General features: G+C 64.2%; 24 protein-coding genes. 13 read left to right on the top strand and 11 right to left on the bottom strand.

What is annotated here, in order from left to right:
• Positions 1-56: 56 nt before the first annotated feature.
• Positions 57-6,023 carry a DUF8693 domain-containing protein gene (locus tag QOU61_RS24920; RefSeq protein WP_289653843.1) on the bottom strand — a complete coding sequence of 1,989 codons (5,967 nt, stop codon included), beginning with the start codon at positions 6,021-6,023 and terminating at the stop codon, positions 57-59.
• Between the two features lie 436 nt (positions 6,024-6,459).
• On the opposite strand from QOU61_RS24920, the gene QOU61_RS24915 reads away from it, so the two are divergent.
• The 3 genes from QOU61_RS24915 to QOU61_RS24905 all read left to right on the top strand — a co-directional run bounded on the left by QOU61_RS24915 (position 6,460) and on the right by QOU61_RS24905 (position 8,864).
• Complete coding sequence (locus tag QOU61_RS24915; protein WP_289653842.1) at positions 6,460-7,116, top strand: FecR family protein; 657 nt, start codon at positions 6,460-6,462, stop codon at positions 7,114-7,116.
• Positions 7,117-7,215: 99 nt separating this feature from the next.
• On the top strand, positions 7,216-8,097 hold the full coding sequence (locus QOU61_RS24910) for a tetratricopeptide repeat protein (protein WP_289653841.1): 882 nt from the start codon (positions 7,216-7,218) through the stop codon (positions 8,095-8,097).
• A gap of 353 nt (positions 8,098-8,450) precedes the next feature.
• Positions 8,451-8,864: a twin-arginine translocation pathway signal gene (locus QOU61_RS24905; protein ID WP_289653840.1), complete on the top strand. Its 414-nt coding sequence runs from the start codon at positions 8,451-8,453 to the stop codon at positions 8,862-8,864.
• Between the two features lie 20 nt (positions 8,865-8,884).
• On the opposite strand, the gene QOU61_RS24900 is transcribed toward QOU61_RS24905, so the two are convergent.
• Both QOU61_RS24900 and QOU61_RS24895 read right to left on the bottom strand, forming a co-directional pair.
• Positions 8,885-10,084 (bottom strand): FAD-dependent monooxygenase, encoded by a 1,200-nt coding sequence (locus QOU61_RS24900; RefSeq protein WP_289653839.1) that lies wholly within the window; start codon positions 10,082-10,084, stop codon positions 8,885-8,887.
• Between the two features lie 36 nt (positions 10,085-10,120).
• Positions 10,121-10,366: a zinc-finger domain-containing protein gene (locus QOU61_RS24895; RefSeq protein ID WP_289661737.1), complete on the bottom strand. Its 246-nt coding sequence runs from the start codon at positions 10,364-10,366 to the stop codon at positions 10,121-10,123.
• 265 nt (positions 10,367-10,631) lie between these two features.
• Between QOU61_RS24895 and QOU61_RS24890 the strand changes: the two genes are divergently transcribed.
• Genes QOU61_RS24890 through QOU61_RS24880 form a run of 3 tightly spaced genes read left to right on the top strand, consistent with a single transcriptional unit; the run spans position 10,632 to position 12,728 of the window.
• The gene (locus QOU61_RS24890) at positions 10,632-10,799 is read left to right on the top strand and encodes a hypothetical protein (protein WP_289653838.1); all 168 of its coding nucleotides are present in this window, start codon (positions 10,632-10,634) and stop codon (positions 10,797-10,799) included.
• Positions 10,796-11,932 (top strand): hypothetical protein, encoded by a 1,137-nt coding sequence (locus tag QOU61_RS24885; protein ID WP_289653837.1) that lies wholly within the window; start codon positions 10,796-10,798, stop codon positions 11,930-11,932. The genes QOU61_RS24890 and QOU61_RS24885 overlap by 4 nt, the downstream gene beginning before the upstream one ends.
• Positions 11,933-11,972: 40 nt before the next feature.
• The gene (locus QOU61_RS24880) at positions 11,973-12,728 is read left to right on the top strand and encodes an alpha/beta fold hydrolase (RefSeq protein ID WP_289653836.1); all 756 of its coding nucleotides are present in this window, start codon (positions 11,973-11,975) and stop codon (positions 12,726-12,728) included.
• Here QOU61_RS24880 and QOU61_RS24875 read toward each other — a convergent pair.
• Complete coding sequence (locus QOU61_RS24875; protein ID WP_289653835.1) at positions 12,711-14,039, bottom strand: hypothetical protein; 1,329 nt, start codon at positions 14,037-14,039, stop codon at positions 12,711-12,713. The genes QOU61_RS24880 and QOU61_RS24875 overlap by 18 nt on opposite strands.
• A gap of 26 nt (positions 14,040-14,065) precedes the next feature.
• The gene (locus QOU61_RS24870) at positions 14,066-14,227 is read right to left on the bottom strand and encodes a hypothetical protein (RefSeq protein ID WP_289653834.1); all 162 of its coding nucleotides are present in this window, start codon (positions 14,225-14,227) and stop codon (positions 14,066-14,068) included.
• Between the two features lie 149 nt (positions 14,228-14,376).
• Between QOU61_RS24870 and cysE the strand changes: the two genes are divergently transcribed.
• Together cysE and QOU61_RS24860 are read left to right on the top strand one after the other, a co-directional pair.
• Entirely contained in the window at positions 14,377-15,201 is an 825-nt protein-coding gene (cysE, locus tag QOU61_RS24865; RefSeq protein WP_289653833.1) for a serine O-acetyltransferase, read from the top strand.
• A 260-nt stretch (positions 15,202-15,461) separates the two neighbouring features.
• Entirely contained in the window at positions 15,462-15,680 is a 219-nt protein-coding gene (locus QOU61_RS24860) for a DUF3126 family protein (RefSeq protein WP_289653832.1), read from the top strand.
• A 43-nt stretch (positions 15,681-15,723) separates the two neighbouring features.
• On the opposite strand, the gene QOU61_RS24855 is transcribed toward QOU61_RS24860, so the two are convergent.
• Positions 15,724-16,428, bottom strand: coding sequence for a hypothetical protein (locus QOU61_RS24855; RefSeq protein WP_502876819.1), 705 nt, complete (start codon positions 16,426-16,428; stop codon positions 15,724-15,726).
• 245 nt (positions 16,429-16,673) lie between these two features.
• On the opposite strand from QOU61_RS24855, the gene QOU61_RS24850 reads away from it, so the two are divergent.
• Positions 16,674-17,006, top strand: coding sequence for a DUF6949 family protein (locus QOU61_RS24850; protein WP_289653831.1), 333 nt, complete (start codon positions 16,674-16,676; stop codon positions 17,004-17,006).
• A gap of 196 nt (positions 17,007-17,202) precedes the next feature.
• Positions 17,203-17,733 carry a gamma carbonic anhydrase family protein gene (locus QOU61_RS24845; RefSeq protein WP_289653830.1) on the top strand — a complete coding sequence of 177 codons (531 nt, stop codon included), beginning with the start codon at positions 17,203-17,205 and terminating at the stop codon, positions 17,731-17,733.
• Between the two features lie 7 nt (positions 17,734-17,740).
• Here QOU61_RS24845 and QOU61_RS24840 read toward each other — a convergent pair whose 3' ends face one another.
• The gene (locus tag QOU61_RS24840; RefSeq protein WP_289653829.1) at positions 17,741-17,962 is read right to left on the bottom strand and encodes a hypothetical protein; all 222 of its coding nucleotides are present in this window, start codon (positions 17,960-17,962) and stop codon (positions 17,741-17,743) included.
• Between the two features lie 146 nt (positions 17,963-18,108).
• Here QOU61_RS24840 and QOU61_RS24835 point away from each other — a divergent pair, with 146 nt between their 5' ends.
• On the top strand, positions 18,109-18,588 hold the full coding sequence (locus QOU61_RS24835) for a TrbL/VirB6 family protein (RefSeq protein WP_289653828.1): 480 nt from the start codon (positions 18,109-18,111) through the stop codon (positions 18,586-18,588).
• A 176-nt stretch (positions 18,589-18,764) separates the two neighbouring features.
• Here QOU61_RS24835 and QOU61_RS37255 read toward each other — a convergent pair whose 3' ends face one another.
• Positions 18,765-18,974, bottom strand: coding sequence for a hypothetical protein (locus QOU61_RS37255; protein WP_354142468.1), 210 nt, complete (start codon positions 18,972-18,974; stop codon positions 18,765-18,767).
• A gap of 30 nt (positions 18,975-19,004) precedes the next feature.
• On the opposite strand from QOU61_RS37255, the gene QOU61_RS37250 reads away from it, so the two are divergent.
• Complete coding sequence (locus tag QOU61_RS37250) at positions 19,005-19,343, top strand: hypothetical protein (RefSeq protein ID WP_354142467.1); 339 nt, start codon at positions 19,005-19,007, stop codon at positions 19,341-19,343.
• Positions 19,344-19,643: 300 nt separating this feature from the next.
• Here QOU61_RS37250 and QOU61_RS24825 read toward each other — a convergent pair whose 3' ends face one another.
• Positions 19,644-20,147: a hypothetical protein gene (locus QOU61_RS24825; protein ID WP_289653826.1), complete on the bottom strand. Its 504-nt coding sequence runs from the start codon at positions 20,145-20,147 to the stop codon at positions 19,644-19,646.
• Positions 20,148-20,547: 400 nt separating this feature from the next.
• Here QOU61_RS24825 and QOU61_RS37245 point away from each other — a divergent pair, with 400 nt between their 5' ends.
• Complete coding sequence (locus QOU61_RS37245; RefSeq protein WP_354142466.1) at positions 20,548-20,772, top strand: hypothetical protein; 225 nt, start codon at positions 20,548-20,550, stop codon at positions 20,770-20,772.
• 178 nt (positions 20,773-20,950) lie between these two features.
• Here the strand turns inward: QOU61_RS37245 and QOU61_RS24815 are convergent, their stop codons facing one another.
• Complete coding sequence (locus QOU61_RS24815) at positions 20,951-21,577, bottom strand: transglutaminase-like cysteine peptidase (RefSeq protein ID WP_289653824.1); 627 nt, start codon at positions 21,575-21,577, stop codon at positions 20,951-20,953.
• A gap of 333 nt (positions 21,578-21,910) precedes the next feature.
• Entirely contained in the window at positions 21,911-22,522 is a 612-nt protein-coding gene (locus tag QOU61_RS24810; RefSeq protein WP_289653823.1) for a PilZ domain-containing protein, read from the bottom strand.
• Between the last annotated feature and the right edge of the window lie 60 nt (positions 22,523-22,582).

Genomic DNA, 22,582 nt, shown 5'->3' with positions numbered 1-22,582 from the left:
CCGGTTGTCCGGCTCCCGCTGCAAATTGAAGGGCAGGGCGCCAGGGCAAGGCCGCTTCAGAGCACCAGATCGTGGTGCACATGGGTGACCCCCGCATGGTTCGCAACCACGTGGAAGGGGTCATCCGGGTGCTGCTCCGGCAGCGGAAGCTCCGTTGCGTGCGCTCCCTCTGCAAGCGCCGGCGATCCGTGAGCGCCAGCAGCGCGTTCGGGATGGTCGATCGACGCTGGGACGTGATCGAGCTCCGTGAGATCGATGACGGCTGAACCTTTGGAGCCGGGGATCTTGTCCTTGAAGTGGAATGAGTCCCCGGGCGTACCGGCGTTCCCGCCTTCTTCCGAAGTCACCGGCGATCCGTGAGCTTCGCCGGCGTCTTCATGGTGACTGACGGACGCCGGGATTGGGTCGGGCTCCGCAACGTCAATGACGCCTGAACCTTTAAGACCCAGAATCTCGTCCTTGAAATGGAACGAGTCTCCATGCCCGCCCGCAGTCCCCTCAAACACCTCATGCGCTGTCGAGGACGGCTCGATGCCATGCACGCCGGCGTCATGCTTCGGCGAGGCGTCGTGTTCGCTCGCCTCGCTCGTGATCCAACGATTGTCGTCGCCACGCTCCGACGCATTCAGGTGTGCCTGCAGGTGTGCCTGGTTGAATACGATCTCTGAACCGATATCGTTTGTATGGGCATGATGGTCGGCCTCTACCGAACCGGCGTCTTTCGGGGGCACTCCTCCATCATCGTCGTTGTCGACGGAGTTCTTTCCAGAATTGACCTTCTCATCGCTGTTGGACGGTACGATCGCGCCGCCGGCGGCCGGTGTTGGACTATTTGTCTCAGCTCCGTGGTTGACCGTCGTCGCAGCGGTACTGTCGAGAACCGGTTTCTGATCGAGTATGGAACCGGTCTGCATCGGCGCCGTCACGGTAACGTGCGGCAGTTCGATTGATGGTCCGGCTGGCAGCGTTGTCACCGCACCGTCAGCGCTGTCTTTCGCGGGCGTCACGCCTTGGTCGAGGCTGGCCAACTTCACATGGTCGATTGAGTGAATGTGGTCCCGAGTGGCGTCGAAACTGTCGCTGATGTTGGTTGTTTGCGCCGTCCCGTTCCAGTCGGCGAGGAGCGCTTTGCTGACGGTCGTGTCGGACGAAACGTCGGTGGTGGTCGTTGCGACGACAGTCGCATCGTTGTGCGTCGTTATGGCCGGATCTAACGGGTCGCCGGCTGCAACGACGGTGGTCTCCATCGCCGGCGCGAGGACGAAATCCGACGCGTGAAGGGTCGTAATCCCCTGTACATGGATTTCCAGGAGGCCGGAACTGCCAATGCTCAGGGCTTGGTCCGTCGGATTGACATATACAATCGTTTCGTTCGCACCGCTGTCAGCGCGCCAGGCGATGGTATGCGCCGGCACAGACGCGCCTGTAGGGGTCAACGCCAGGACAGCAGAGTCAAGCGCGCCCAACGCCGTCAAATCGATCTTTTCAGATCCCGAGACAAAATCCGTAATGGTCTTGAATTGGGCCGCGTTGGAATCTGCCGTTACCGCCTGTGTGGTGCCGCCAATGGCGGTCACCGAGAAGATGCCGGTCAGTGTGTTGTCGGTATTGAACGCGTTTACGACGCTGGCGCTGCTGTCGAGCGTGTAGGTCCACACACCGGCCGCCGTCATCGTGAAAGTGCCGGTGCCGCTAGCGCTGTTGGTCGGCGGCCTCGCCGTCGTGATGGTGTTGGGCCTGATGTCGACCTCGTTATCGGTGGGCGTGCCGGTTGCGATCGGCGTGCCGGGCGTCGCACCGCCAGTCTCGACCATCGAGCTGGTCATGATGCCGGAATCCGCCGGGGGGTCGCGGATCTCGGTGCCGGCGCCTCCGTCGATGCTGGTGAAGGTCCAGGAGGCGCCGGTGTAGTTCCCGGACAAATGCAGTGTCACGTTATTTGCACTGATGCCATCACTGAAGGTCATCGTGCTGATGTTGGTGCCCGAGTTGTACGCGACCGAGACGGACATGCTTCCACCCACGTAGGGAAGCTGCGTGAGGTCGATCAAATCGGTTAACGTGAGGTGCGTGCCGATGTCGGTGCCGGTGATGACGCCTGCGAATTTTCCCCAGTCATCGATGACCAGCTTGCCCGCGCCCTGCTCGAAGTAGATGGTCTGGCTGTCGGTCGTGCCCGGAGCAACCTTGCTGCCAAGGGCAAACTCGAGCGTGGCCCCGCTGTTGATCCAGAACTTTCCGCTTCCGGTAATGGTGCCTGTTACGTCGAGGCCAACATTCGGATCGACGATGATCGTGCCGTTGTTGGTGATAGGGCCGGTGAAAGTGGCGTTGGCTGCTTCCTCCAATGTCCCGTCATTCTCGAGTTTCCCCGAGTCGCTTATATTGATGTCGCCGTCGAGCTGCAGGGTTCCGCTGACCTTGATGTCCGTTGATGCCGCGCCATGCGGTATCGTGAGCGAGGCCGCCTGGGCGTCCGGTGTTCCCGTGATGACGACCGTGTAGTTGGAAGGCGCGTTGATGGTTACGTCGGTGCCCAGGGTGGGAATGAACCCGCGGCTCCAGTTGGCCGGGTTGTTCCAGTCGAGCGTTGGCCCTGGTCCGCCTACTATCAAGGACTCCGAATTCTCGATGACTGTTATTGCCGTCGCCGCCGTCGCCTGTGTCGGATAGGTGTTGGCGCCGTCGCGCGACGTCACCGACAGATGCAGCGCGTCGGAGCCATCGTACTCGTCGTTCGGCGTGTAGGTCAGCCCCGCCAGCAGCGTGTTCACGGCCGCCGCGCTTCCCGACAGCGTCAGGGTCGCACAGTCGTCGCCGCTCACCGTGACCCCGCCCAGGCTGCCGACATGCAGCGTCCCATGCGATACCGTCAGCGTCGCACTCACCGTGTCGTCATTGTCCTCCGCAAGCGGCCCAACGCTCACCCCGGCAACCGCCACGCCAATGGCATCCTCGCTGAGCGTCAGCCTCGCAGGCGCGCTTGCAGTCGGCGGGTCGGCAACCGGCCTCACCGTGATCGCGGTCGAGGCGGTTGCCGCCGTCGGGTAGGTGTTGGAGCCGTCGCTCGACGTCACCGACAGATGCAGCGTGTCGGAGCCTTCGTACTCGTTGGTCGGCGCATAGGTCAGCCCCGCCAGCAGCGTGTTCACGGCCGCCGCGCTTCCGGACAGCGTCAATGTTGCACTGTCGTCGCCGCTCATCATCACCCCGCCCGGGCTGCCGACATGCAGCGTCCCATGCGATACCGTCAGCGTCGCACTCACCGTGTCGTCATTGTCCTCCGCCGGCGGCCCAACTTTCACCCCGGCAACCGCGACGCCAGTAGCGTCCTCGTTGAGCGTCAGCGCCTCCGGCGCACTTGCCGTCGGCGGCTCGGCGACCGGGTTCACCGCAATCGCGGTTGAGGCGGTGGCCGCCATCGGGTAGGTATTGGAGCCGTCGCTCGACGTCACCGACAGGTGCAGCGTGTCCGAGCCTTCGTATCCCGTGATCGGCCTATAGTTCAGCCCCGCCAGCAGCGTGTTCACGGCCGCCGCGCTTCCCGACAGCGACAGCGTCGCGCAGTCGTCGCCGGTCACCGTCACCCCGTCCAGGCTGCCGACATGCAGCGTCCCATGCGATACCGTCAATGTCGCACGCACCGTGTCGTCGCTGTCCTCCGCCGGCGGCCCAACGCTCACCCCGGCGACCGCCACGCCGGTGGCGTTCTCGTTGAGCGTCAGCGTCGCCGGCGCCTTTGCCGTCGGCGGCTCGGCAACCGGGGCGACCGTCACGACCTCGGTTGCCGTCGCCGTGGCGCTGATATTGCCTTCCGAATCGCGCTCGGTCGCGGCAATGGTCAGCGTGAAGCATCCTTCGAACTCCGCCGGGGGCGTGATCTTCAGGCTCGACAGATTCCAGCTGGCCACGTCATGCGAGCTGTTGTCTGCGGTCGCCGTAAAGCTGTGACTGGGCAAGCCAGTGCCGTCGCTCAGCGTAGCGCCCAGCGGGATGTCGCTCACGACAAGCGTATCGAGGCTGTTCGGGGACGTGTCGCCGTTGGCGCCAGACAGACTCCTGGCCGTCACGCCAAGATTCAGCGCAATCGCCGTGTCCTCATTGCCGTGCGCGGCGACAGGGTCGACGTCGGGCGGCAGCGGGGTGACCGTCACCAGTTCGCTGGCACTCGCCGTATTGGCATCCTGGTCAGTCGCCGTGACGGTCAGGATAAAATTGGTGTCGTTCGGCGGAATGATTTTCAGGTTCGAGAGATTCCAGCTCTTCACATCGATCGAGGTGTTGCCGCTCGTCGCCAGGAAGCTATTTGCGCAGTCGGTGAGCACTGCTCCAACCGGGATGCCGCTCACCACAAGCGACTGCACGTTGTCGCTGTGGCCCGGCAGGCTGTTCGGGGTTGCCGTGATCCTGCCCAGTGCGATCGTGGTGCCCTCGACGCCACTCTCGGCCTGCGGCAGCCAGGTCACCGTCGGTGGTGTCTCGTCGACCGTGATCGCTTGCGTTGCCTCTGGCGCCGGATTGCCGGCCGTATCCGAAACGTCCGCCGTCACCGTGTAGCTGCCGTCATGCAGCAATTTGGCATCGGTCGAAGTGATGTTTACTGACCAGGCGTTATTCGCCAGCGTGGTGGCGAATGTGTCGACGACATGGCCGGAGCTGTCGACGATCTTGACCGTGACCGGCTGGCCGTTCTCTGCGTCGAGCACAGTGCCGGTGATGGCGAACCCGGCGCTCGCCACGTTGGTGTTGACGACGTTGTTATGGCCAATACCGTCGATTGCGATCGTCGGCGGAGTCTCGTCCACCCTGATCTCGTGCGAGGCCTCCGCCGAACTGCCGGCCGCATTCGACACGTCCGCAATCACGGTGTAGATGCCGTCGCCCAGCGCCTTGGCATCCGCCGGGCTGACCTGGATCAACCAGGTGTTGTTGGTGACCGTGGCCGTATTGCTGTAAACGACATGGTTGGAACTATCGGTGATAGTGATCGCAACGATCCGCCCGTTCTCCACACCCGAGGTTGTGCCCGTGATCTGAACCCCGGCATTCGCCTGGCTGGCATTGATGATGTTGTTTGTGGTGACGCCGATTTGTCCGGCTATGCCGGTGATTTCCAGCGTCGGCGGCGGCGGGGGTGGCGGAGGCGGCACACGAACGATCAAGCTATCAGGAACTGTGAAGGTCGCCGGCAATATCACGGGCAGCGCCTCTTGCGCCGCGGGCTCGTCAGGCTGAATAAAATTGATCGGCTGCGGCAGCTCCTCCGGACTGAGGAAGGGATAGGCGCTGGACCCGGTGTGCCCGAACCCTTTGGCAAAATTGGCGAGCGCGTCCTGTTGGGCCACCTGCAACTCGTCCATTCGAGCAGCAGAATTCGCGACCTGGTTCACGCTGACCGAGGAGCCTATCCTGTTCAGGACGATTGTCTCTCCGGGGTCCTCAACAATGATGTGTCGCGGGATCGGCTCCTTGGTTACGAGCTCGAATACGCCGTGGTCGAAGTGCTTGTATGTGATGTTGTCGTCGTCCAGCAATGTGACGTTCGGGTCCGCGGCCTGGACTTCCTTCATCATTGCGAAGGTGAGGGCTGCGAGCGACAACATGCCGAAACCGCCGGCAAGGGTCCGGCTGCGAATGCTTCCGAAAGGCGTATCGACGCTCAAGGCGCCGCTCTTCGCCAGCTGGCCGGCAACGAAGGCGAAGGTGCCTCTGGTTACCGTGAGCGAGGCGGAACGTGAGGTGCCATCGGACTCGCAGATGAATTCGCCTAGCACCACGCGAGCGTCGCCGGACAGGTTGAAGACGGTGCCGTCAATAAAGCGAATGCCGATCCGCCCATCGGCTGCGGTCTCGATGACGTCATCCTGACAAACAGGATCGCCAACCGCGATTTGAACAGCAATGCAGCTCGCGCGCTCGATGGTGACGCCACCGGCCACCATCTGTATCGTGCCAATCACGGGAGGAAACTCGCCCGCGAACTCTCGCTCGCCGCTAAACTCGACGCCGGACGCAACTAACATAGGCCTAGACCTCGCCTGCTGAGTAAGCTCAGGTCCAGCGTGGTGCCGCAGTGTTTTTGCTCTGGCCCGCCCTCGCCACGGAATCAAAAAAATCTTGGCGCTTGCAGCCCTAGGCTTGCCCGCCGAAAATGTGCGGATCCAATCAAACCAATTCAGCAATGAGACGCGTTAAGCGCGACCCAGACATGACAGCATTGCTGTCGTTCCGGACCGCGCGAGACGCGGCCCCCCTCCCATTAAAATGATACTATTATTTGTGGCCGGAATGTCCACGTTTTGTTGGCAGCGGCCAGCCGCTGGGATTACAGTCCAAGATCAGTTCGGATGAACTGGTCGGTATCGATCAGTTTGGCATTGCAGGTATGCGACCTTGGCCCGACGGTTCAATGACCACGGGCTGTCACACGAACGAAGATCTTCTCAGAGAGGGGAGATCATGTGCACGAATTTTATTAGCGTATTGGTGACGGTTTTCGTTTTGGCGTTCGGCGGCCTTTTGCCTCGTCCAGCGCAGGCGCAAAGCGAGCCCGCCAGACCGGCCGTTCAGGATTCTTCATCAAAGCCCATTGGGAAGGTTGTGACCGCCACCGGTTCGGTCACAATTGAACATGCGAGCGCGGTGGTCGTTCAGGCGAATGTCTCCGGTCAAGCCGGTCAGACCAAGGTTGGCGATCTCGTCTATTTGGGCGACGTGGTCGAGACCGGGGGCGATGGCCGGGTCGGGATCAACTTCACTGATGGCACCTCGTTCAGTCTGTCGAGCAACGCCCACATGGCCTTGACCGAGTTCGTGTACGACCCAAACGGGAAGTCGAATTCGACCTTGTTCAGTCTGGCCAAGGGAACGTTCACTTTCGTTGCCGGCAACATAGCGAAGACCGGCGCCATGAAGATCGACACTCCCGTCGCAACGATGGGCGTTCGAGGTACCACGCCACGCATCGAGATATCGGAGGACGGGTCGGTCAAATTTGCTACGCTCATTGAAGAGGGCAAGAGCAAACTGGTGAAAAAGCCCCGGCCACCCGCGGTGCAGCAAGGGGGAAATGAAACCGATCAAAGGTTCAGTCCAAGGATCTGTCGGGGCTGCTAGGCTCATCTCTTGAGTACACCAGTTCTCGCCAGCTATCAGATCATGCGGGGCTACTTCACAGGGCAGCGATCGCGCATTCCCACAACCGGGAAGCCTGATATGGAAATTCGTGCAAGGGTGGCCTCCGTCGACGGCGTGGCGCCCATCCTCATCTTGCTGTTGCTCGCTGCACCAGCGATGGCGCAGAGCCCGAAGCTGAAAGACAACTATTTCAGGAATGTCGAGTTGTGCAACAGCTTCGATCGCACGGCGCTCGAAGCGCGAATTGGTGGTTGTACGGCGCTCATCGACGAGGCTCGCGGCACGGCGACCGCCTTGGCTATCGCGTATAACAATCGTGGCAACGCCTATATCGCGAAGGCGGATTATGACCGCGCGATCCAGGATTTTGATCGAGCGATCAAGCTCGATCCAACTTACACCAAGCCCCTCAACAACCGTGGTGCGGCTTACTTGAGGAGAGGCGAATACGATCTCGCCATCGCGGCGTTCGATGAGGCAATCAAGCTCAATCCCAACTATGGCCAAGCCTTCGCCAACCGTGCCGCAGCGCACTTGAAGAAGAAAGAATACGATCGCGCGGCGCAGGACTATGACGCGGCAATTCGTCTCGAGCCCAACCTGGTGGGCGTGTGGAGCGGACGTTGTTGGGTCCGAGCCATCCTCGGTGCGTTGCAGGCGGCATTGGAGGACTGCAACAAGGCGCTCCAATCGGGATCGAGCAACGCGGCGACGTATGATTCACGCGGCCTGATCTACCTGAAGATGGGCCAACTTGGCGCGGCTATCGACGACTATAATTCTGCTTTGGGGGCCGACCCGAAGCTCGCGAACGCGCTCTATGGGCGGGGGCTTGCCAAGCTCAAGCAGGGCGACAGGGCTGGCGGCGCTACCGACATCTCGGCGGCAAAGACGATCGCGGCCGACATCGGCGACGACTTCACCCGCTACGGCATGGGTTCAGAAGCTGGCAAGCCATAGCCACGGATTGCAGCTGCATCCTGTCACCCGCGAGACGTCTTCTCAGGCTTCTTCTCAGGCTTCGAACCTGGCGTCTGTGCCGCTCTCATGTAGCCGGCCGGCGATGCCATCAGACGCTGATTCAGTGGAGAGGCCTGTCGTGCACGCTGGTTCTGTCATACCCGTCGGGTCTGGTCGGCGTTGCCCGCGCCAACTTTAGTCGTAAGGTCAGGTACTTAGCGCGTTTTCCAGTGAAGTGGAATGAGCATCCTGTTACCCGCTGGCCGCCCGCGCTGGCCGACATAAAGCCTCATTGCGGACATCCAACCCTGCTTTAGGCAATCTCAACACTGTGAGTTTACCTGAAAGCGCGCATGATTCGTCGCCCAAACCATCGTTTGTCCCCGCGCGCGGCCGCGCCGCTGGCATTGCTTTCGCTTGGGCTGCTGCTGTCGGCCTGCGCCCAGATGAGCGACAACATGACCGCGGCCTTTGCCGATCCCGCCAAATACGACACCTACGACTGCAAGCAGCTCGAGACCGAGCGCAAGGCGCTGAGCAACCGCTCCGCCGAGCTGCAAGGGCTGATGGCCAAGGCCGAGACCGGGGTGGCCGGCTCGCTGGTGTCGGAGATGGCCTATCGCAACGACTATATCGCGGTGCGCGGGCAGAGCCGGAACGCCGACGAGGCCTGGCGCCGCAGCCACTGCCGCGAGACGCCGCCGGACAAGGCGGAAGCCGGAGCAAAGCCTGCGCCGCCCTCGCGTGCGGGCCGGGCGGTGTATTAGCCCCCCTCGGCGCGCCGGCCTCACCCGCGCCAGTGATAGATCCAGTTCTGCCGCGCCAGCGCGCGCTGCGGCCCCATCGCCTTGATCGCGAGATCGCGTGCGAGCGCCGCCGCCCCCGTCAGATGATAGATCCGGCCCTGCGTTCGCGCGGCGCGCTGCACCCGCGCCACTCGCGGGCGGCGCAGCTTTCCATATTGCTTGAGCGCCGCCGTCATCTGGGCCGTGGTTTCGCCGCGATGCCCGGCGATGCATTGGGCGAGCACCGCCGCATCCTCGATCGCCATGCCGGCGCCCTGCGCGGCAAATGGCAGCATCGCATGCGCCGCGTCGCCCAGCAGCGCCATCGCCCCGTTGCTCCACTGCGTGCAATCGTCGACCGTGAACAGCGCCCATTTGCGCCAGACGTCGACGGCGCCGACCATCATCCGCGCCGGCCCCGGCCAGCGTGCCGGCACGAAGGCGGCCTTGACCTCGAGCGGGTCGCCCGGCGCGCTCCAGCCCGGCCTGTTCCAGGTGCCGGGCAGCACCGCAACGATGTTGATCTGGCGGCCGCCCGCAATCGGATAGGCGACGAGATGCGCGCCCGGTCCCATCCAGAGCTGCACCCGGGCCGAGGTATATTCGCGCGGCAATTGCGTCGCTTCGATCGTGCCGCGCCAGGCAATCAGCCCGGAAAATTTCGGCTGCACGCCGGGAAAGAGATGATGGCGCACGCTGGACCAGATGCCGTCGGCGCCGATCAGCGCCAGTGCAAGCTCCTGATGCCGCGCGGACCCGCTGCGCTGGACCACCGTGAGCCCCCTGGCGTGGGCGGCGGCATCCTCGAACTGACAGCCGAGCCGGAGGTCGATGTCGGGATGGTCGTTCACGGCGGCGGCGAGCGCGGCCTGCAGGTCGGCGCGGTGCACCACCCAGTAGGGCGCACCGGCCTCGCGCGCGGCGGCCTCGCCGAGCGGCAGCCGCGCGATCTCGCCGCCGGCGCGCGCGCTCATGATGCTGATCGCGTCGGGCGCCACCGCACGCGAGCCGAGGCGGTCCTTGATGCCGAGATCGATCAGGATGCGGCTGGCATTGGGCGAGAGCTGTATCCCGGCGCCGGCTTCCTCAAGCCGCTCGGCCTTTTCCAGGACGACGACGCGAAAACCTTTCGCAGCGAGCGCCAGCGCGGCGGTCAGCCCGCCGATTCCGGCGCCGGCGATGAAGATGGTGCGCGCGGCCATTCACGGCGATCCACAATCGGAATCGGCTCAAAAGCGTCAGGCGACCTTGTCCCTGAGGACGCACTCCGGCGGCCGCGCCTCGCCGGCACTGAGGTCGGGGGCAAAGCGATACAGCGTCGAGCAGTAGGGGCAGATGATCTCGCTGTCATTGCCGAGATCGAGAAAGACATGCGGATGGTCAAAAGGCGGGTTGGCGCCCACGCACATGAACTCTTGCGAGCCGATTTCGATGACGGGAACACCGGCATCGTTGTGGAAGTGCGGGACGACATTGTCGGACATCGGTATCACCTTAATGGCACGGGCGGCGGACGCGATCAGACTCGCGGCAACCGTGAAATGCCGCGCACCATACCGGCGGGTGGAACCGATTGCCAGTAGAAGCGAATCCCGGATTCGCAACCGCCCCACGCTTATATCTGCATGCAAATTCGACACAATCTTGTCGCCCTGGAGAAGCCCTTCTTTCGTCGGGTCCGTTGTGTCAGAAAATCGGCACACTATGTCCTGTCGCGTCACATTTGCGATCACGGCGGTTTTCCCGTGCATGGAAGAACAAGGGAAAATCGGCCCAACGCTGCATCTGGGCGCGGCCGGACCGGGCATCGACTGCGACGGGGCGTCGCGCCGTTTTTTCGTGTCCGGCGAATGCGACGCGACAGCGCGGCGAAAATCTCTTATCAAGCAAGTGAAAGATTTAGGTCTTATTCGATGAAGAGGTGGCGAACAGGCTTGACGGCGTCGCTTGCGGTGGCCTGCGCCGCCGTCTTCATCGGGCTGTGGCCGCAGGCGCGCGAATCCGCCGCCATCCTCGGCGCGCAGGACGAGCCCGCCGCGCTCGCAGACCTCAGGCTCGATGCGGCCTTGCGCGACGGCGAGGCGCTGGTTGCGCAGAACATCGAAGCCGCGCTTGCCGCCGGCGATGCCGATCTGGCGAACAGCTTCCTCGCGCTGGCGCGGGAGAAGCACATCGCCGTTTCCGACGGTCTGTCCGGCCGCGTCGACGCGGCGGTCGCGGAGGAAAATTCGACGCCGCATTTCGCGAAGCGTTTTGCCGAGGGGCTCGTCACCGGCACCGCCGACGATGTTGCGAGCCTCTCGGGCACGGTCGCGGGCGATCTCTTCGTGTTCGGCGACATCCGCGACGTGGTCCGTGAAGGCAAGCATCTGGCGACGGGCGAGGACACCGACCGCCTGGTGCTCGGCCTTGCCGCCGCGGGCCTCGCGGTAACGGCGGCGACCTATGTCTCGGTCGGCGGCGCGGCGCCGCTGCGCGCGGGACTTTCGCTGGTCAAGGATGCGCGCAAGGTCGGCCGCATCGGTGAGGGGCTCGCGGAATGGGCCGGCCGGTCGGCGCGCCAGGCCGTCGATGCGCCGGCGCTCCAGCAGGCGGTCGGCTCCGCCTCGGTGCTGCGGCCGACCGAAAGCGTCGGCGCCATCGCCGCGGCCTTCCGCGCTGAGAAGGCCGGCGGGCTGGTGCGGCTCGCCAAGGATGTCGGGCGCGTCGGCGAGAAGGCGGGCACGCGCGGGGCGCTCGACACGCTCAAACTCGCCGAAGGCCCGAAGGATGTCGCGCGCGCGGCCCGGCTCGCCGAATCCAAGGGCGGGCAGACCCGCGCGATCCTGAAGATCCTCGGCCGCGGCGCGCTGTTGCTCGCAAGCGGCGCCTTCAACCTCGCGCTGTGGCTGTTCAGCGCGCTGATGGCGCTGTTCGGCCTCTTGTCCTCGATCAAGGCGACGACCGAGCGGCTGACGCAGGCGTGGCTCGACCGTCGCAAGGCGAAGCGGCAGCGCGTGCAGGCGCGCCTTGCCTCGCAGGCGGTGGCGGCGGCCGCCGCCTCCGGCTAAATTCGCGTTCCAAGAATCCCCCTCAAGCAACGGAAGGCCGATGCCGAGCTTCAACAACGGCGCTGTCGAGATCGCCTATCTCGACGAAGGCGAGGGCGAGCCGATCGTGCTGGTGCACGGCTTTGCCTCGACCAAGAACGTCAACTGGGTCTACCCCGGCTGGGTCTCGGAGCTGAAGAACAATGGCCGGCGCGTCGTCGCGCTCGACAATCGCGGCCACGGCGATTCCGCCAAGCTGACCGATCCCGCGCAATATTCGATTCCCGTCATGGCAGGCGACGTCACCGCACTGATGGATCACCTCGGCATCGCGCGCGCCGATATCATGGGCTATTCGCTGGGCGGGCGGATCGCGGCCTGGCTCGGCCTGCATGAGCCGCAGCGGCTGCGCAAAGCGATCCTCGGCGGCATCGGCATCGGCCTGATCGAGGGCGGCGGCCCCGGCGAGAACGTCGCCGAGGCGCTGGAGGCCCCGTCGCTCGACGACGTGACCGATCCCGTCGGCCGGACGTTCCGCGCCTTTGCCGACCAGACCCGTTCCGACCGGCGCGCGCTCGCCGCCTGTCTGCGCGGCTCGCGCGGATTGATGAGCCGCGAGGAGGCAGCTCGGATCGCCGTGCCGGTGTTGATCGCGGTCGGCACCAAGGACGAGATCGCGGGCTCGGCGCCGGCGCTCGGAAAAATCATCCCCGGCGCCGAGGTGCTCGACATTCCCAACCGCGACCACATGCGCGCGGTCGGCGACAAGGTCTACAAGACCGGCGTGCTCGACTTCCTGTCACGCCGGGTGGCGTGAAAAATCCTCTTCCGCGGCCTCCTCGCCAAGGTACCGCGCCAGCGCGATCAGCACCGTGAAGGTCGCAAGCCACACCAGGCGCGCGCCATAGCGGTCGTGCGGCCCCGAGATCACGCCGCAGATCAAGGCATTGCCGAGGAGGGCGAACGCCACGGTCGCAGCCAGCAAGGTGAGAGGGTCCAGCCGCCGCCGCAACAAGGCGCGGCCGAGCATCGCAACGACGAGCAGCATCGAGGTGAGGGCCACCGGCACGTGGACGCGGTTGATCGCGCCGAAATCGATGTCCCAATGCTGCTGGCGCGCCGCGCGCATCGGCGCGAGCTCCGAGGGGATGTAGCGCTCGATGATCCCATAGGTATGCGGGATCCAGCCGTTGGTGCCTTCGCCGGTCGCGACATGCACCAGTTGCTGCGCGGTGGCGGAGAGCGCGGCTTGCGCCTGCCAGAGCGGATAGTCGGCGAGCGAATGGGTGACGATGAAGCCCATCTCGTCGTTGAGACCCTGGAAGCGGCCGAGCGTGTTGAACATGCTGTTGCCCCAGAGGAAGTCGTCGGCGGAGGGTGGAAGCTGGTCGCGATAGGGGCAGAGCTTGAGTGGAATCGTGCCGCAATGATCGCGCAGGTAGCGCGCGACGATGCCATCCTGCAGCATGCGGCCGAAGGCGACGCCGGTGCCCCCCGGCGTCCAGGCCAATTGCCCGGACAGCGCGAAATTCGCGGCCAGCAGCATGGCAGCGGCTGCCACGATCGTCAGGCTGCCCTGCACGAGGCCGGAGAGCGCGATCCGCGGCCGCAGCAAGGGGCGCGCCATCCAGGCGATCGCGCACAGCCCGAACAGCACGCCGAGCGTGGCGCTGTGGGTGGCCGCGGCAAAGGCGGTGAAGGCAAAGAGAAGGATCTTCTCGGGCGTCGAGAGCTGCCGGCCATGCAGCACGAGCAGAAACAGCGCGAGCACCGACAGGCCTGAGAAGATGTCGGTCAGCAGCAGGCTGGCGAGCCATGGCAGCGCGGTGGTGAGCGAGAGCAGCAGGCCGATCGCCACCAGCCGAAACAATTGGGGCATGCCGAGCGCGCGCAGCGTCAGTTGCAGGATCGACAGCGTCGCCAGCGCCTGGAACGCCAGGTTGATCCAGAAGCTCGAATGCTCGCCGTAATGGAGGTAGAGGCCGAACACCGTCGAGCGGCTCGGCACGAGATAGCCCTCGTACCAGCGTGCCAGGTAGCCGCCGGTATCCCACTGGAGCAGCGGGTAGCCGTTCCACAGGGCAGGCGCGATCAGGATGAAGGGGAGGACGAGCGCGGCGATGCGCACCGAGCGGCCTTCGATGCCGCTGCCGCTCAGGACTTGCGTGGTGATGCCGTTTTCTCCTTTTTCGGCACCATGGCCACAATCGCGGCTGGGTCGAAATCGGCCAATAGTCGGGCTTGCCCGGCTTGATTTTCCGGCAACCGCTGACCACGTTCAACCGACGTCCCGGAAAGGACGGTTTCGGCGCGCATGCCAAGCGGGCCGATTTCCGTGCACCTGGCGCCTCCCGGCGCGGGGTGCCGTTCACCTTTGCGGGATGGGTGTTGCGACACTGTCGGGGCGCCATGGTATAAGGTGACCGACAGAGTTCATCTGGACAGCCAATTTTGCGAGAGCGACCATGGCGATGCATCAGACCCATTTGCAGGGCAAGCTGGCGGCGCTCGATCCGATTTGGGATCGCGTGCGCAACGAGGCGGAGGACATCGTCCACCGCGAGCCGGAGCTTGCCACCTTCATCTTCTCGACCGTGCTGCATCACGAACGGCTCGAGCAATCCATCGTGCATCGCCTGGCCGACCGCCTCGATCATTCCGCGATCTCGGGCGATCTGATCCGCCAGACCTATGACGAGGCGCTGCGCGACGATCCCGATATCGGCAACGCCTTCCGCGCCGATCTCGTCGCGGTCTACGACCGCGATCCCGCGACCTCGCGCTTTATCGACCCCTTGCTCTATTTCAAGGGCTTTCATGCGCTGCAGACCCATCGGCTCGCGCACTGGCTCTACAAGAAGGGCCGCAAGGATTTCGCCTATTACCTGCAGAGCCGCTCGTCGGCAGTGTTCCAGACCGACATCAATCCGGCCGCCAGAATCGGCCGCGGCATCTTCCTCGACCATGCGACCGGCTTTGTCTGCGGCGAGACCGCCGTCATCGACGACGACGTCTCGATCCTGCACGGCGTCACGCTCGGCGGCACCGGCAAGGAGAACGAGGACCGTCATCCGAAGATCCGCCACGGCGTGATGATCGGCGCGGGCGCCAAGATCCTCGGCAACATCGAGGTCGGCTATTGCGCCCGCATCGCCGCGGGCTCGGTGGTGGTGAAGTCGGTGCCGCATAATGTCACGGTCGCGGGCGTGCCGGCCAAGATCATCGGCGAGGCCGGCTGCGCCGAGCCCTCGCGCACCATGGACCAGATGATCAACGCGATCGGACTGTGATCACGAGTGGAGCGGATTTGACGTTCGCTGCCCGTTTTGCCGCGATTCCCTTATGCGACGTCAAATCCAAAGCTCCACTGGCATCAATAGCTTGCTAGTGGTCCTTTAGTTCTGGCATTGGCAGACGTGCCTCCCTATGTGGAGAGCGAATGTTGGAATTGGACCACTGGCACATGCCGGCCGCGCGTATTTGCGCTGGCGGTCGGCGTCGTCTCGTCCTAAAACCCCACCGAAATTCTTCGAGCCGATTGGAGCCTGCCGTGGACGTTCAGGAAGTCAGAAAACTCGACGCCTATCTCAAGCGGGTATTTGGCAATCCCAAGATCCGCGTGGTGCCGCGTCCGAAGAAGGAAGACTCGGCCGAGGTCTACATCGGCGAGGAATTCATCGGCGTGCTGTTCGTCGATGACGAGGATGACGATCGCTCGTTCCAGTTCCAGATGGCGATCCTCGAGGACGATCTGGTCGAGCAGGGCTAGCGCACGCTCAGGCGTAATCGCCCGCGACCGGTGTGGCCCGCGTCTATTTCGATCCGTGCAGTTGCAGGGCCAGGCGGTCCATCGCGACGGCGACGTCGCGCCACTGCGCAAGCCAGCTTCGTGGAAAGCGGAAGGTGAGATCGGCGCCGTCGATGCGGCGCTCGCTCAGGCACATGCCGGGGGTCGCCGCATCGCGCGTGCAGCGCGCGCTGAGCGGCGGGCTGCTTGCCGTGAGCAGGTCTTCGCTGGCGTAAGGCGAGTTGTCGCGAAAGGCGCGCATCGAGAGCCGGTCATCGACGCTCGCCGCACTCTGCTCGAGATAGCGCGGATAGATCGTGCGCACGCGCATGTCGGGGGCGAGTGAATCGTGATGGGCCGCGATCGACAGGAACAGGCGGTCGATCGGCGGCAGCCCTTCTTCCACCGTCTCGGCGGTAACGTGCTTCGGCGCTTCGGGCGGCTCCAGCGACGGGTAGACGAAGGAAAGATCGATGCGCTCCTGCGGCCCCGAATGCCGCTGCACCCTCATGCGGATCGCGCCTGGCGGCACGTTGAAGAGCGTGCCTCCGACGCTCACCGGCAGCCGGCCCGGATCGCCGGCGCTTTCCGTGCTCCAGGTCGGCCACAGCAGATAGGTGACGAGCGCGAGCGCGAGCGCCGCGATCACGGCCGCGGCGGCGATCGGGATGGCGTGGCTGTTCTTGTGCCACAAGCGGGCGCCGGATCTGGGAAGCGAAAACACCGTCACGAAGGCGGTCCAAGGGGCGGTAGGGGGGCGGTCCAGTGATTGGGGAGGCGAGGGCTCGAATCAGCTGCGACTATGCCATGCGGCCGCTTCGTTCCGGGAGGCGTTTGGCGAAAAAGCCCTGCACCGTCGGCATGGAACGCCGCGTGCCGGCGCGCGCGGCATTAACCTTTCTTTAAGGATGATGTGGCGGCGGGCCGCCGATTTTGCGAAGCAGAGGTGTCCCCGTAAGCAGAACGGAACCTCGGATGACGCCGGAAGTCTTCAATTCCCTGTTCAGCCTGTGCATCGGATTTTCCCTCGCGGGCGCCTTGACCAATGGCTACCAGGTGGTCTCGCACCGTCCGGCAGGTTTCGGATTGCTGCAGCAGGGCGTTGCGCCGGGAGCCTTCGCCGCGGTGCCGTTTCTGGTTTTTGCCGCGCCCTTCATCATCATGCGCAACACGCTGCGTGGCGCGCGCATCGAGCGCCGTCGCTTCGAGTTCGTGATGATGGCGACCGTGATCGCCGGCTTCTGGAGCCTGATGTCCGGCACCTTCTTCCTGATGACGCTGCGCGCCGCCGGGCTGTTGTCGGGCTAGTCCCGCCGCGTCGCATGAAGCGCCGCGCGTCGAGAGTTATGCGCTTTGGAATTCGAAGTTCGCTTGAGCCTTGCGGTTGAATCAGAACCGATGCTCCGGCTTCTCGCATGACGCGATTTCTTGACGCGAACCGGTATCCACGTCGCTCGAAACCGCTATAAGGTGGCCCTGAGAGCTTCGAATTCAGGACACCGACATGGCGATCTACGAACTTGATGGGCAGGCGCCCGACCTTCCTGCCGACGGCAACTATTTCATCGCCGACAGCGCGACCGTCATCGGCAAGGTGCGCCTGAAGCAAGCGGCCAGCGTCTGGTTCGGCGCGGTGCTGCGTGGCGACAATGAATGGATCGAGGTCGGCGAGGGCGCCAACGTGCAGGACAATGCGACCTGCCACACCGACATCGGCTTCCCCCTGACGATCGGAACGAACTGCACCATCGGCCACAACGTCATCCTGCACGGCTGCACGCTGGAGGAGGGCGCGCTGATCGGGATGGGCTCGATCGTGATGAACGGCGCGCGCATCCGCCGCGGCAGCATCGTGGGCGCGGGCTCCGTCATCACCGAGGGCAAGGAATTCCCGGAATACGCCCTGATCATCGGCGCGCCGGCCCGTGTCATCCGCACGCTCGATCCGGCGCAGGTGGAGCGGATGGGGAGCGCTGCGGGCTACTACCAGTTGAACGGCCCGCGCTACAAAAAGGGCCTGAAGAAGATCGGCTGAGGCTCGCCTAGCGGGCGCGCGATTTGCGCGCCTTGGCCGGCCGCGCCGGCTCCTTGGCGCGCGCCGCGCTCTTGCGCAGCGCATCGCGCAGGTCGATCGGGATCCCGTGCTTCTTCAGCAGATCGGCGAAGGCTTCGTCGGCCAGTTCCTGAAACGTCGCCATCCTGTCGCGCGCGAGTTGCTTGAGCTTGTCGAAAGTGTCGTCGTCGAATGCGATCAGTTTGCGCATGGCGCGGTTTTCCCAGCCTGGTGAAGCGATGGGAACAATAGCGGCTGATTGATCCAAATGCTGCAACCTGCGTCCGGCATGGCCCCCATCGCATTGCCGGTGGAACGGGCTCGCGGCGCAGCCGTTGAGTGGCAAAGGAGATTGCCATGTTCAGATGCGCTGTGATGGCGGCGACGTTGGCGCTAGCGCTGTCGGCTATTCCCCTCGCCGCGTCCGGCCAGAGCGGCGGTGCGGGCGTCGCCGCGAGCGGCCCGACCGGAGGAACCGGCAGCGCGGTCGGTTCACCCAATGCCGGCTCGGCCGTCGCCGGCACCTCGGGTGTCAGCGGCGTGCCCTCGGGCCCGGCCAATGCCGGCGGCCTCAACAATTCGGCGAATGATCCGAGCGGCGCCGGCAATGCCGCCAAACTGAATAATTCGCCGCCAGCGCCCGGCACCAACAGCGCGGGCACCGCACAATCCTCAGGCTCTGCGGTCAACGCCCAGCCCGGCGTCACCACGGGGTCGGCGGGCCGAGCGGCACCCGGCACGGACGTGACCGGGCCGCAGAAAAACGGTGATGCTGCGATCGAGGAAGAAGACAAGACGATCGACAGGAAGGTGAAGAGCATCTGCCGCGGCTGCTGAATGCCGCAGGGTCGCGCAGAAGTGAGCGCGACAATTCGTGCACATGCCGGAATCCTGTCCTAGCTTTTGATGGCCCTGGCTCAGTGCGGTCATTCCGAACCTGTTCGGAATTGGGATGAGGAGTGCGAGACATGTTGCGCAAGATGATGATCGCCTTGGCGGCGACTGCAGCCCTTTCAATGTTGGCACCTGATGTCGCCGCGGCGCGCGGCGGTGGTGGCGGCGGCGGCGGTGGTCATGGCGGCGGTGGTGGTGGTGGCCATGGCGGCGGTGGTGGCGGTGGCCACGGCTTCGGCGGTGGCTTCGGCGGTGGCCACGGCTTTGGCGGTGGCGGATTTGGTGGTGGCGGTCTCCGTGGCGGCGGGTTCGGCGGCGGTGGATTCCATCCGGCCATGGCCGGAGGCTCCCGGCCTGGCATGGCCAGCATGGGCGCGTGGCACACGGGCGGGATGAATACCGGCGCGTTCCGGCCGGGATTGCGCACGGCGGCAATCGCTGGCGGTGCCGGCTTTGTTGCGGGCCGGCATTTCGCCGGTCGCTTTGACCACCGCTTTGACGGCCGCTTCCGCCATCACCGGCGGTTCTTCTTCATCGGCGACGGCGGCTTCTATGGCGACTACTACCCGTATTACGACTATCCCGACTATGCCTATGACGACAGCTACTATGCCGATGGCGGCGGCTGCTATGTGGTGCGGCAGCGCGTGCGGACGAGCTATGGCTGGCGGGTGCGCCCGGTGCAGGTCTGCGGTTGACGGAATCGCGGCCGGCGGTCTCGGAAAACACGAGACCCGAAGCAAACAGGGCTGAAAAAGAAACAAGGCCGTTGACGCAATATACCGCCAACGACCTTGCCAGCCCCGGAAATTAAAATCGGCTCGCGCCTTCCGGTGCGGTCCAATGTGCCCCGGTTTCTTCCGGTCAAGTGTGAGCCGGTTCACATTCAAACAAGAAATTATTCGGCAGTCGCCAAGGGGCGCTAGTTTGACATTCGCTTTGCCGGCTCGCGGTCAGGATGGGGAGCGAATGTCAAATCCACTCCACTGGGAGGCACCTTAGCCGCGGGACCGCGCCCGCCTGGACCGTGCCGCATGGCCGCGGAAGCGACCATTGCGTGCCGAGGGCGCCGGATCCGGCTCACTGGCCCGCACGCTGGCGAAAGACTGCCGCAAGCCCTCGATCGCTTCGGTCAGTCCCGACATCTGCTCGGAGAGCCGTCGCGAGTCCGCCTGCTGCGCGGCGATCAGGCGTTTGACCGACTGCAACTGATCCTGAAGCATCTGCAACTGATCGATCGATTCCTGCTGGGTCGCTTCCAGTCCCTTGGTTTTCTCGACGAGCTGTTCGGAAGCCTGGGCGGCGCGTGCCTGCAGGAGGCGCGTGGCTGCCTGCCGCTCGGCTTCGGGCGAGGTGCCGGTATAGGCCCGCCAGGTCGTGATGGAGGCGATGCCGAGCAGGACGATGCCAAGGGTGACGGCGGCGAGCGCGATCGGCTGGGCACCGATGCCGGTGCGGCTTGCGCGTGCCCCGTCAGGGGACGGGATGGAAGTGATGACCATGCAAAACCCGAAACCAATGTGAAATCTGCAAAACGCGGGGAATCGCCTGTCGGCGACGCGCCCGTCCGCAACACGCCGGGCACCCTGAACGCGAACATGTTCGGCGCGACAACGCTCGCGCCGAACCGAGCTTTCGCAACGATTCTGACCAAAAAGAGGCTTTTACGTGCAAGGAATGAGGAACCAGAGCGTTGGCCCCCGCGAGCTCGAGCGGCCGGCCCACGGTCTCCCGCTGCGGATTTGCAGCGCTTGCAAAGTCAAAGCTTCGTCTCGCGATCATCGCCATGGCGATGAGCAATGCCGCAGCGATACCGTGTGGGCAGGGAAGGCCGCCAACTGAGGCAGAGCCTTGCTTCTATTCCGGTGGGCGAAGTCCCGGCGATGTAAGCCACTCGTTCATATGAGCGGCTATTTCGGCCTGCCGGGCTTTTCGGATCATTTCGTCCCGCTCCGCGCCGGGTGGAAGCAATTTGGCTTCGGCTCGCAGGCGCTTCGCTTCTTCGGCAAGTCGTTTTTCAAGGGATTGGGTTTGTCTAAAACGATGACGCTCCATGACACATTCTCTCGTGCTTACGGGTCCTATTCCGCAGGGTTCAGCACTTCGATTTCTAATATGCAGTCATAGGGCGATCTGTTCCGGAGTGAACACAAAAACGATTTATCGCGCTGCAAAATGATTTGCTGGCCGCCAAAAAAGTTGCGGCCAGGCTTTGGGGGAAGCCTGGCCGCGCGCGAACCGGTCTGGGACGGGGAGGGGTGGGGATGTGACCGGGTCGCGTAACCTGTGAATTCCTCGTTCGTGTTCAGCGGTCGTGGGCGCTGGCGGTCGCGACCGCCGGCTTGGTGTCGCCGAGCGAGACCCAGACGTTCGGATCGCTCTGCGACTGGCGCTTGACGAAGCGGTATCCGGTCTCGGTCCAGGCGACGACGGCCTCGTTCTGGTTGTCGAGGATGAACTCGCCCTTGTCGGTCTTCACCGTCAGCACCGCGTGACCTTCGCCCTTCTTGTCGCGCACCACCGTGATCAGCAGTGCTTCGCGCGGCCAGCCGGCGTCGATCAGCATCTTGCGCTTCAAGAGCACATAATCCTCGCAGTCGCCGTAGCCGTCGGTCGGGAGCGACCACTTCTCGATCACGCCCCAATGCTCCATGTCGGTCATCGGCTTGATGGTCTCGTTGACCCAGCGATTGACCTTGACGAGGTCGCGCCAGGCGGCCTGCGTCAGAACGATGTCCCGTGGCTGCGTCGCTCCTCCGCGGCATTCGCTCGCGTTTTCGGCGCAGAATTCAACCCAGCCGATCGGCGCTCGCGTGGCGTCGCCGAGGCTCGCATAAAGCACCCGCTCGTCGCCGGCATGCGCCGACGCAGTCATCCCCATCAGGAAGGCGGCAACCGCCAACCCCTTTCCCTGTCCCCTGAGCTTGAGCATCGTGGCCCCCCGTTTTTCTTGTTGGGACCACGTTTCGCACAAAGCTTTTGCGCCGCTGCTAAGTGCGCCAAGTCGAATTGAAGCAAATGCAAGTAAAAACGGCGGCTTATTTGATTTATACTTGCGCTAAATTCGACTAAAATTCGAAACAACTGCAATTGATTCAAATTTTATGCATTAAGGCGAAAACGCCCGCCAATAGGGCGCTTGCGGCCGCCAAAGCGGCCGGCGTTAACCGCCGCCGGCGCGCCGCCAGATACGGCAAAGGCGGCATCCGGTGATCCGGATACCGCCTTGTCGGGGCAAATCGGGGAAGGAAGGGCGGCCGGCGCTTTACCGGGCGGTAACGCTCTCTTCGAGAGTTTCGGCGTGCTGCTCGTGCATGAACTCGATCGCGAAGCCCTCTTCGAGGTTTCGCACCACGCGCGCGGCGACCCTGCCGAGCAGCACCTGGGACTTCAGCGGCGGCCGGTTTTCCGCGGCGATCGCCGCCCCCGACAGCGAGAGGTCGATGATCCGGCAGGTCATCTTGCTGCCGTCCTCGAGGGTGAGCACGGCGATCGGGTTGCGTGGGATGATGCGGTCGTGGCGGCGGTCTTCCGGCAGGTTGAGGATATCGCGGTTGGCAAGCCAGGTCAGCTGGGCGGCGAGCTTGTCGCGCTTGCGCGCGGTGGCGCCGACCGTCATGGCAAAGCCGTTGTCGATGATGCGGGTGATTCTGCCCTCGACGCGGCCGATATGGTCGAGATAGGCGATGACGCGGTCGCCGACATTGCCGATGCCGGGCGCCAGCAGGGCCAGCCCGCCGGGCGACATATTGATGATTTGGCAGGGGAATTCGCGGCGGTCCGGCAGCATGTAGCGGCCGAGCAGATGCACCTTGACGCGCTGGAAGCGTCGCCGCTCTTCGGCGGCCGGTAAGGTTTTCTTTTGCGCCAACGCCATCGTGCCACCTGAGGACAGGCTTTTCGCCTTCGCGAAACCCTACGGCTGGCAGGGTTAACG

It is taken from the genome of Bradyrhizobium sp. NP1 (assembly GCF_030378205.1).
Lineage (GTDB): Bacteria > Pseudomonadota > Alphaproteobacteria > Rhizobiales > Xanthobacteraceae > Bradyrhizobium.
The sequence above is the reverse complement of the archived record's forward strand: the minus strand, read 5'-3'. Positions and strand labels throughout refer to the sequence as shown.

Excerpts from the sequence above, each read along its gene's own strand:
- QOU61_RS37250 (WP_354142467.1), top strand. The coding sequence starts at position 19,005 with ATGGCCAGCATGGGCGCGTGGCACACGGGCGGGATGAATACCGGCGCG.
- QOU61_RS24900 (WP_289653839.1), bottom strand. The coding sequence starts at position 10,084 with ATGGCCGCGCGCACCATCTTCATCGCCGGCGCCGGAATCGGCGGGCTG.
- QOU61_RS24825 (WP_289653826.1), bottom strand. The coding sequence starts at position 20,147 with ATGGTCATCACTTCCATCCCGTCCCCTGACGGGGCACGCGCAAGCCGC.
- QOU61_RS24845 (WP_289653830.1), top strand. The coding sequence starts at position 17,203 with ATGGCGATCTACGAACTTGATGGGCAGGCGCCCGACCTTCCTGCCGAC.
- QOU61_RS24850 (WP_289653831.1), top strand. The coding sequence starts at position 16,674 with ATGACGCCGGAAGTCTTCAATTCCCTGTTCAGCCTGTGCATCGGATTT.
- QOU61_RS24905 (WP_289653840.1), top strand. The coding sequence starts at position 8,451 with ATGATTCGTCGCCCAAACCATCGTTTGTCCCCGCGCGCGGCCGCGCCG.
- QOU61_RS24835 (WP_289653828.1), top strand. The coding sequence starts at position 18,109 with ATGTTCAGATGCGCTGTGATGGCGGCGACGTTGGCGCTAGCGCTGTCG.
- QOU61_RS24880 (WP_289653836.1), top strand. The coding sequence starts at position 11,973 with ATGCCGAGCTTCAACAACGGCGCTGTCGAGATCGCCTATCTCGACGAA.
- QOU61_RS37245 (WP_354142466.1), top strand. The coding sequence starts at position 20,548 with ATGAGCGGCTATTTCGGCCTGCCGGGCTTTTCGGATCATTTCGTCCCG.
- cysE (WP_289653833.1), top strand. The coding sequence starts at position 14,377 with ATGGCGATGCATCAGACCCATTTGCAGGGCAAGCTGGCGGCGCTCGAT.
- QOU61_RS24920 (WP_289653843.1), bottom strand. The coding sequence starts at position 6,023 with ATGTTAGTTGCGTCCGGCGTCGAGTTTAGCGGCGAGCGAGAGTTCGCG.
- QOU61_RS24895 (WP_289661737.1), bottom strand. The coding sequence starts at position 10,366 with ATGTCCGACAATGTCGTCCCGCACTTCCACAACGATGCCGGTGTTCCC.
- QOU61_RS24815 (WP_289653824.1), bottom strand. The coding sequence starts at position 21,577 with ATGCTCAAGCTCAGGGGACAGGGAAAGGGGTTGGCGGTTGCCGCCTTC.
- QOU61_RS24915 (WP_289653842.1), top strand. The coding sequence starts at position 6,460 with ATGTGCACGAATTTTATTAGCGTATTGGTGACGGTTTTCGTTTTGGCG.
- QOU61_RS24890 (WP_289653838.1), top strand. The coding sequence starts at position 10,632 with ATGGAAGAACAAGGGAAAATCGGCCCAACGCTGCATCTGGGCGCGGCC.
- QOU61_RS24885 (WP_289653837.1), top strand. The coding sequence starts at position 10,796 with ATGAAGAGGTGGCGAACAGGCTTGACGGCGTCGCTTGCGGTGGCCTGC.
- QOU61_RS24910 (WP_289653841.1), top strand. The coding sequence starts at position 7,216 with ATGGAAATTCGTGCAAGGGTGGCCTCCGTCGACGGCGTGGCGCCCATC.
- QOU61_RS24810 (WP_289653823.1), bottom strand. The coding sequence starts at position 22,522 with ATGGCGTTGGCGCAAAAGAAAACCTTACCGGCCGCCGAAGAGCGGCGA.
- QOU61_RS37255 (WP_354142468.1), bottom strand. The coding sequence starts at position 18,974 with ATGGAATCCACCGCCGCCGAACCCGCCGCCACGGAGACCGCCACCACC.
- QOU61_RS24870 (WP_289653834.1), bottom strand. The coding sequence starts at position 14,227 with ATGCGCGCCGAAACCGTCCTTTCCGGGACGTCGGTTGAACGTGGTCAG.
- QOU61_RS24840 (WP_289653829.1), bottom strand. The coding sequence starts at position 17,962 with ATGCGCAAACTGATCGCATTCGACGACGACACTTTCGACAAGCTCAAG.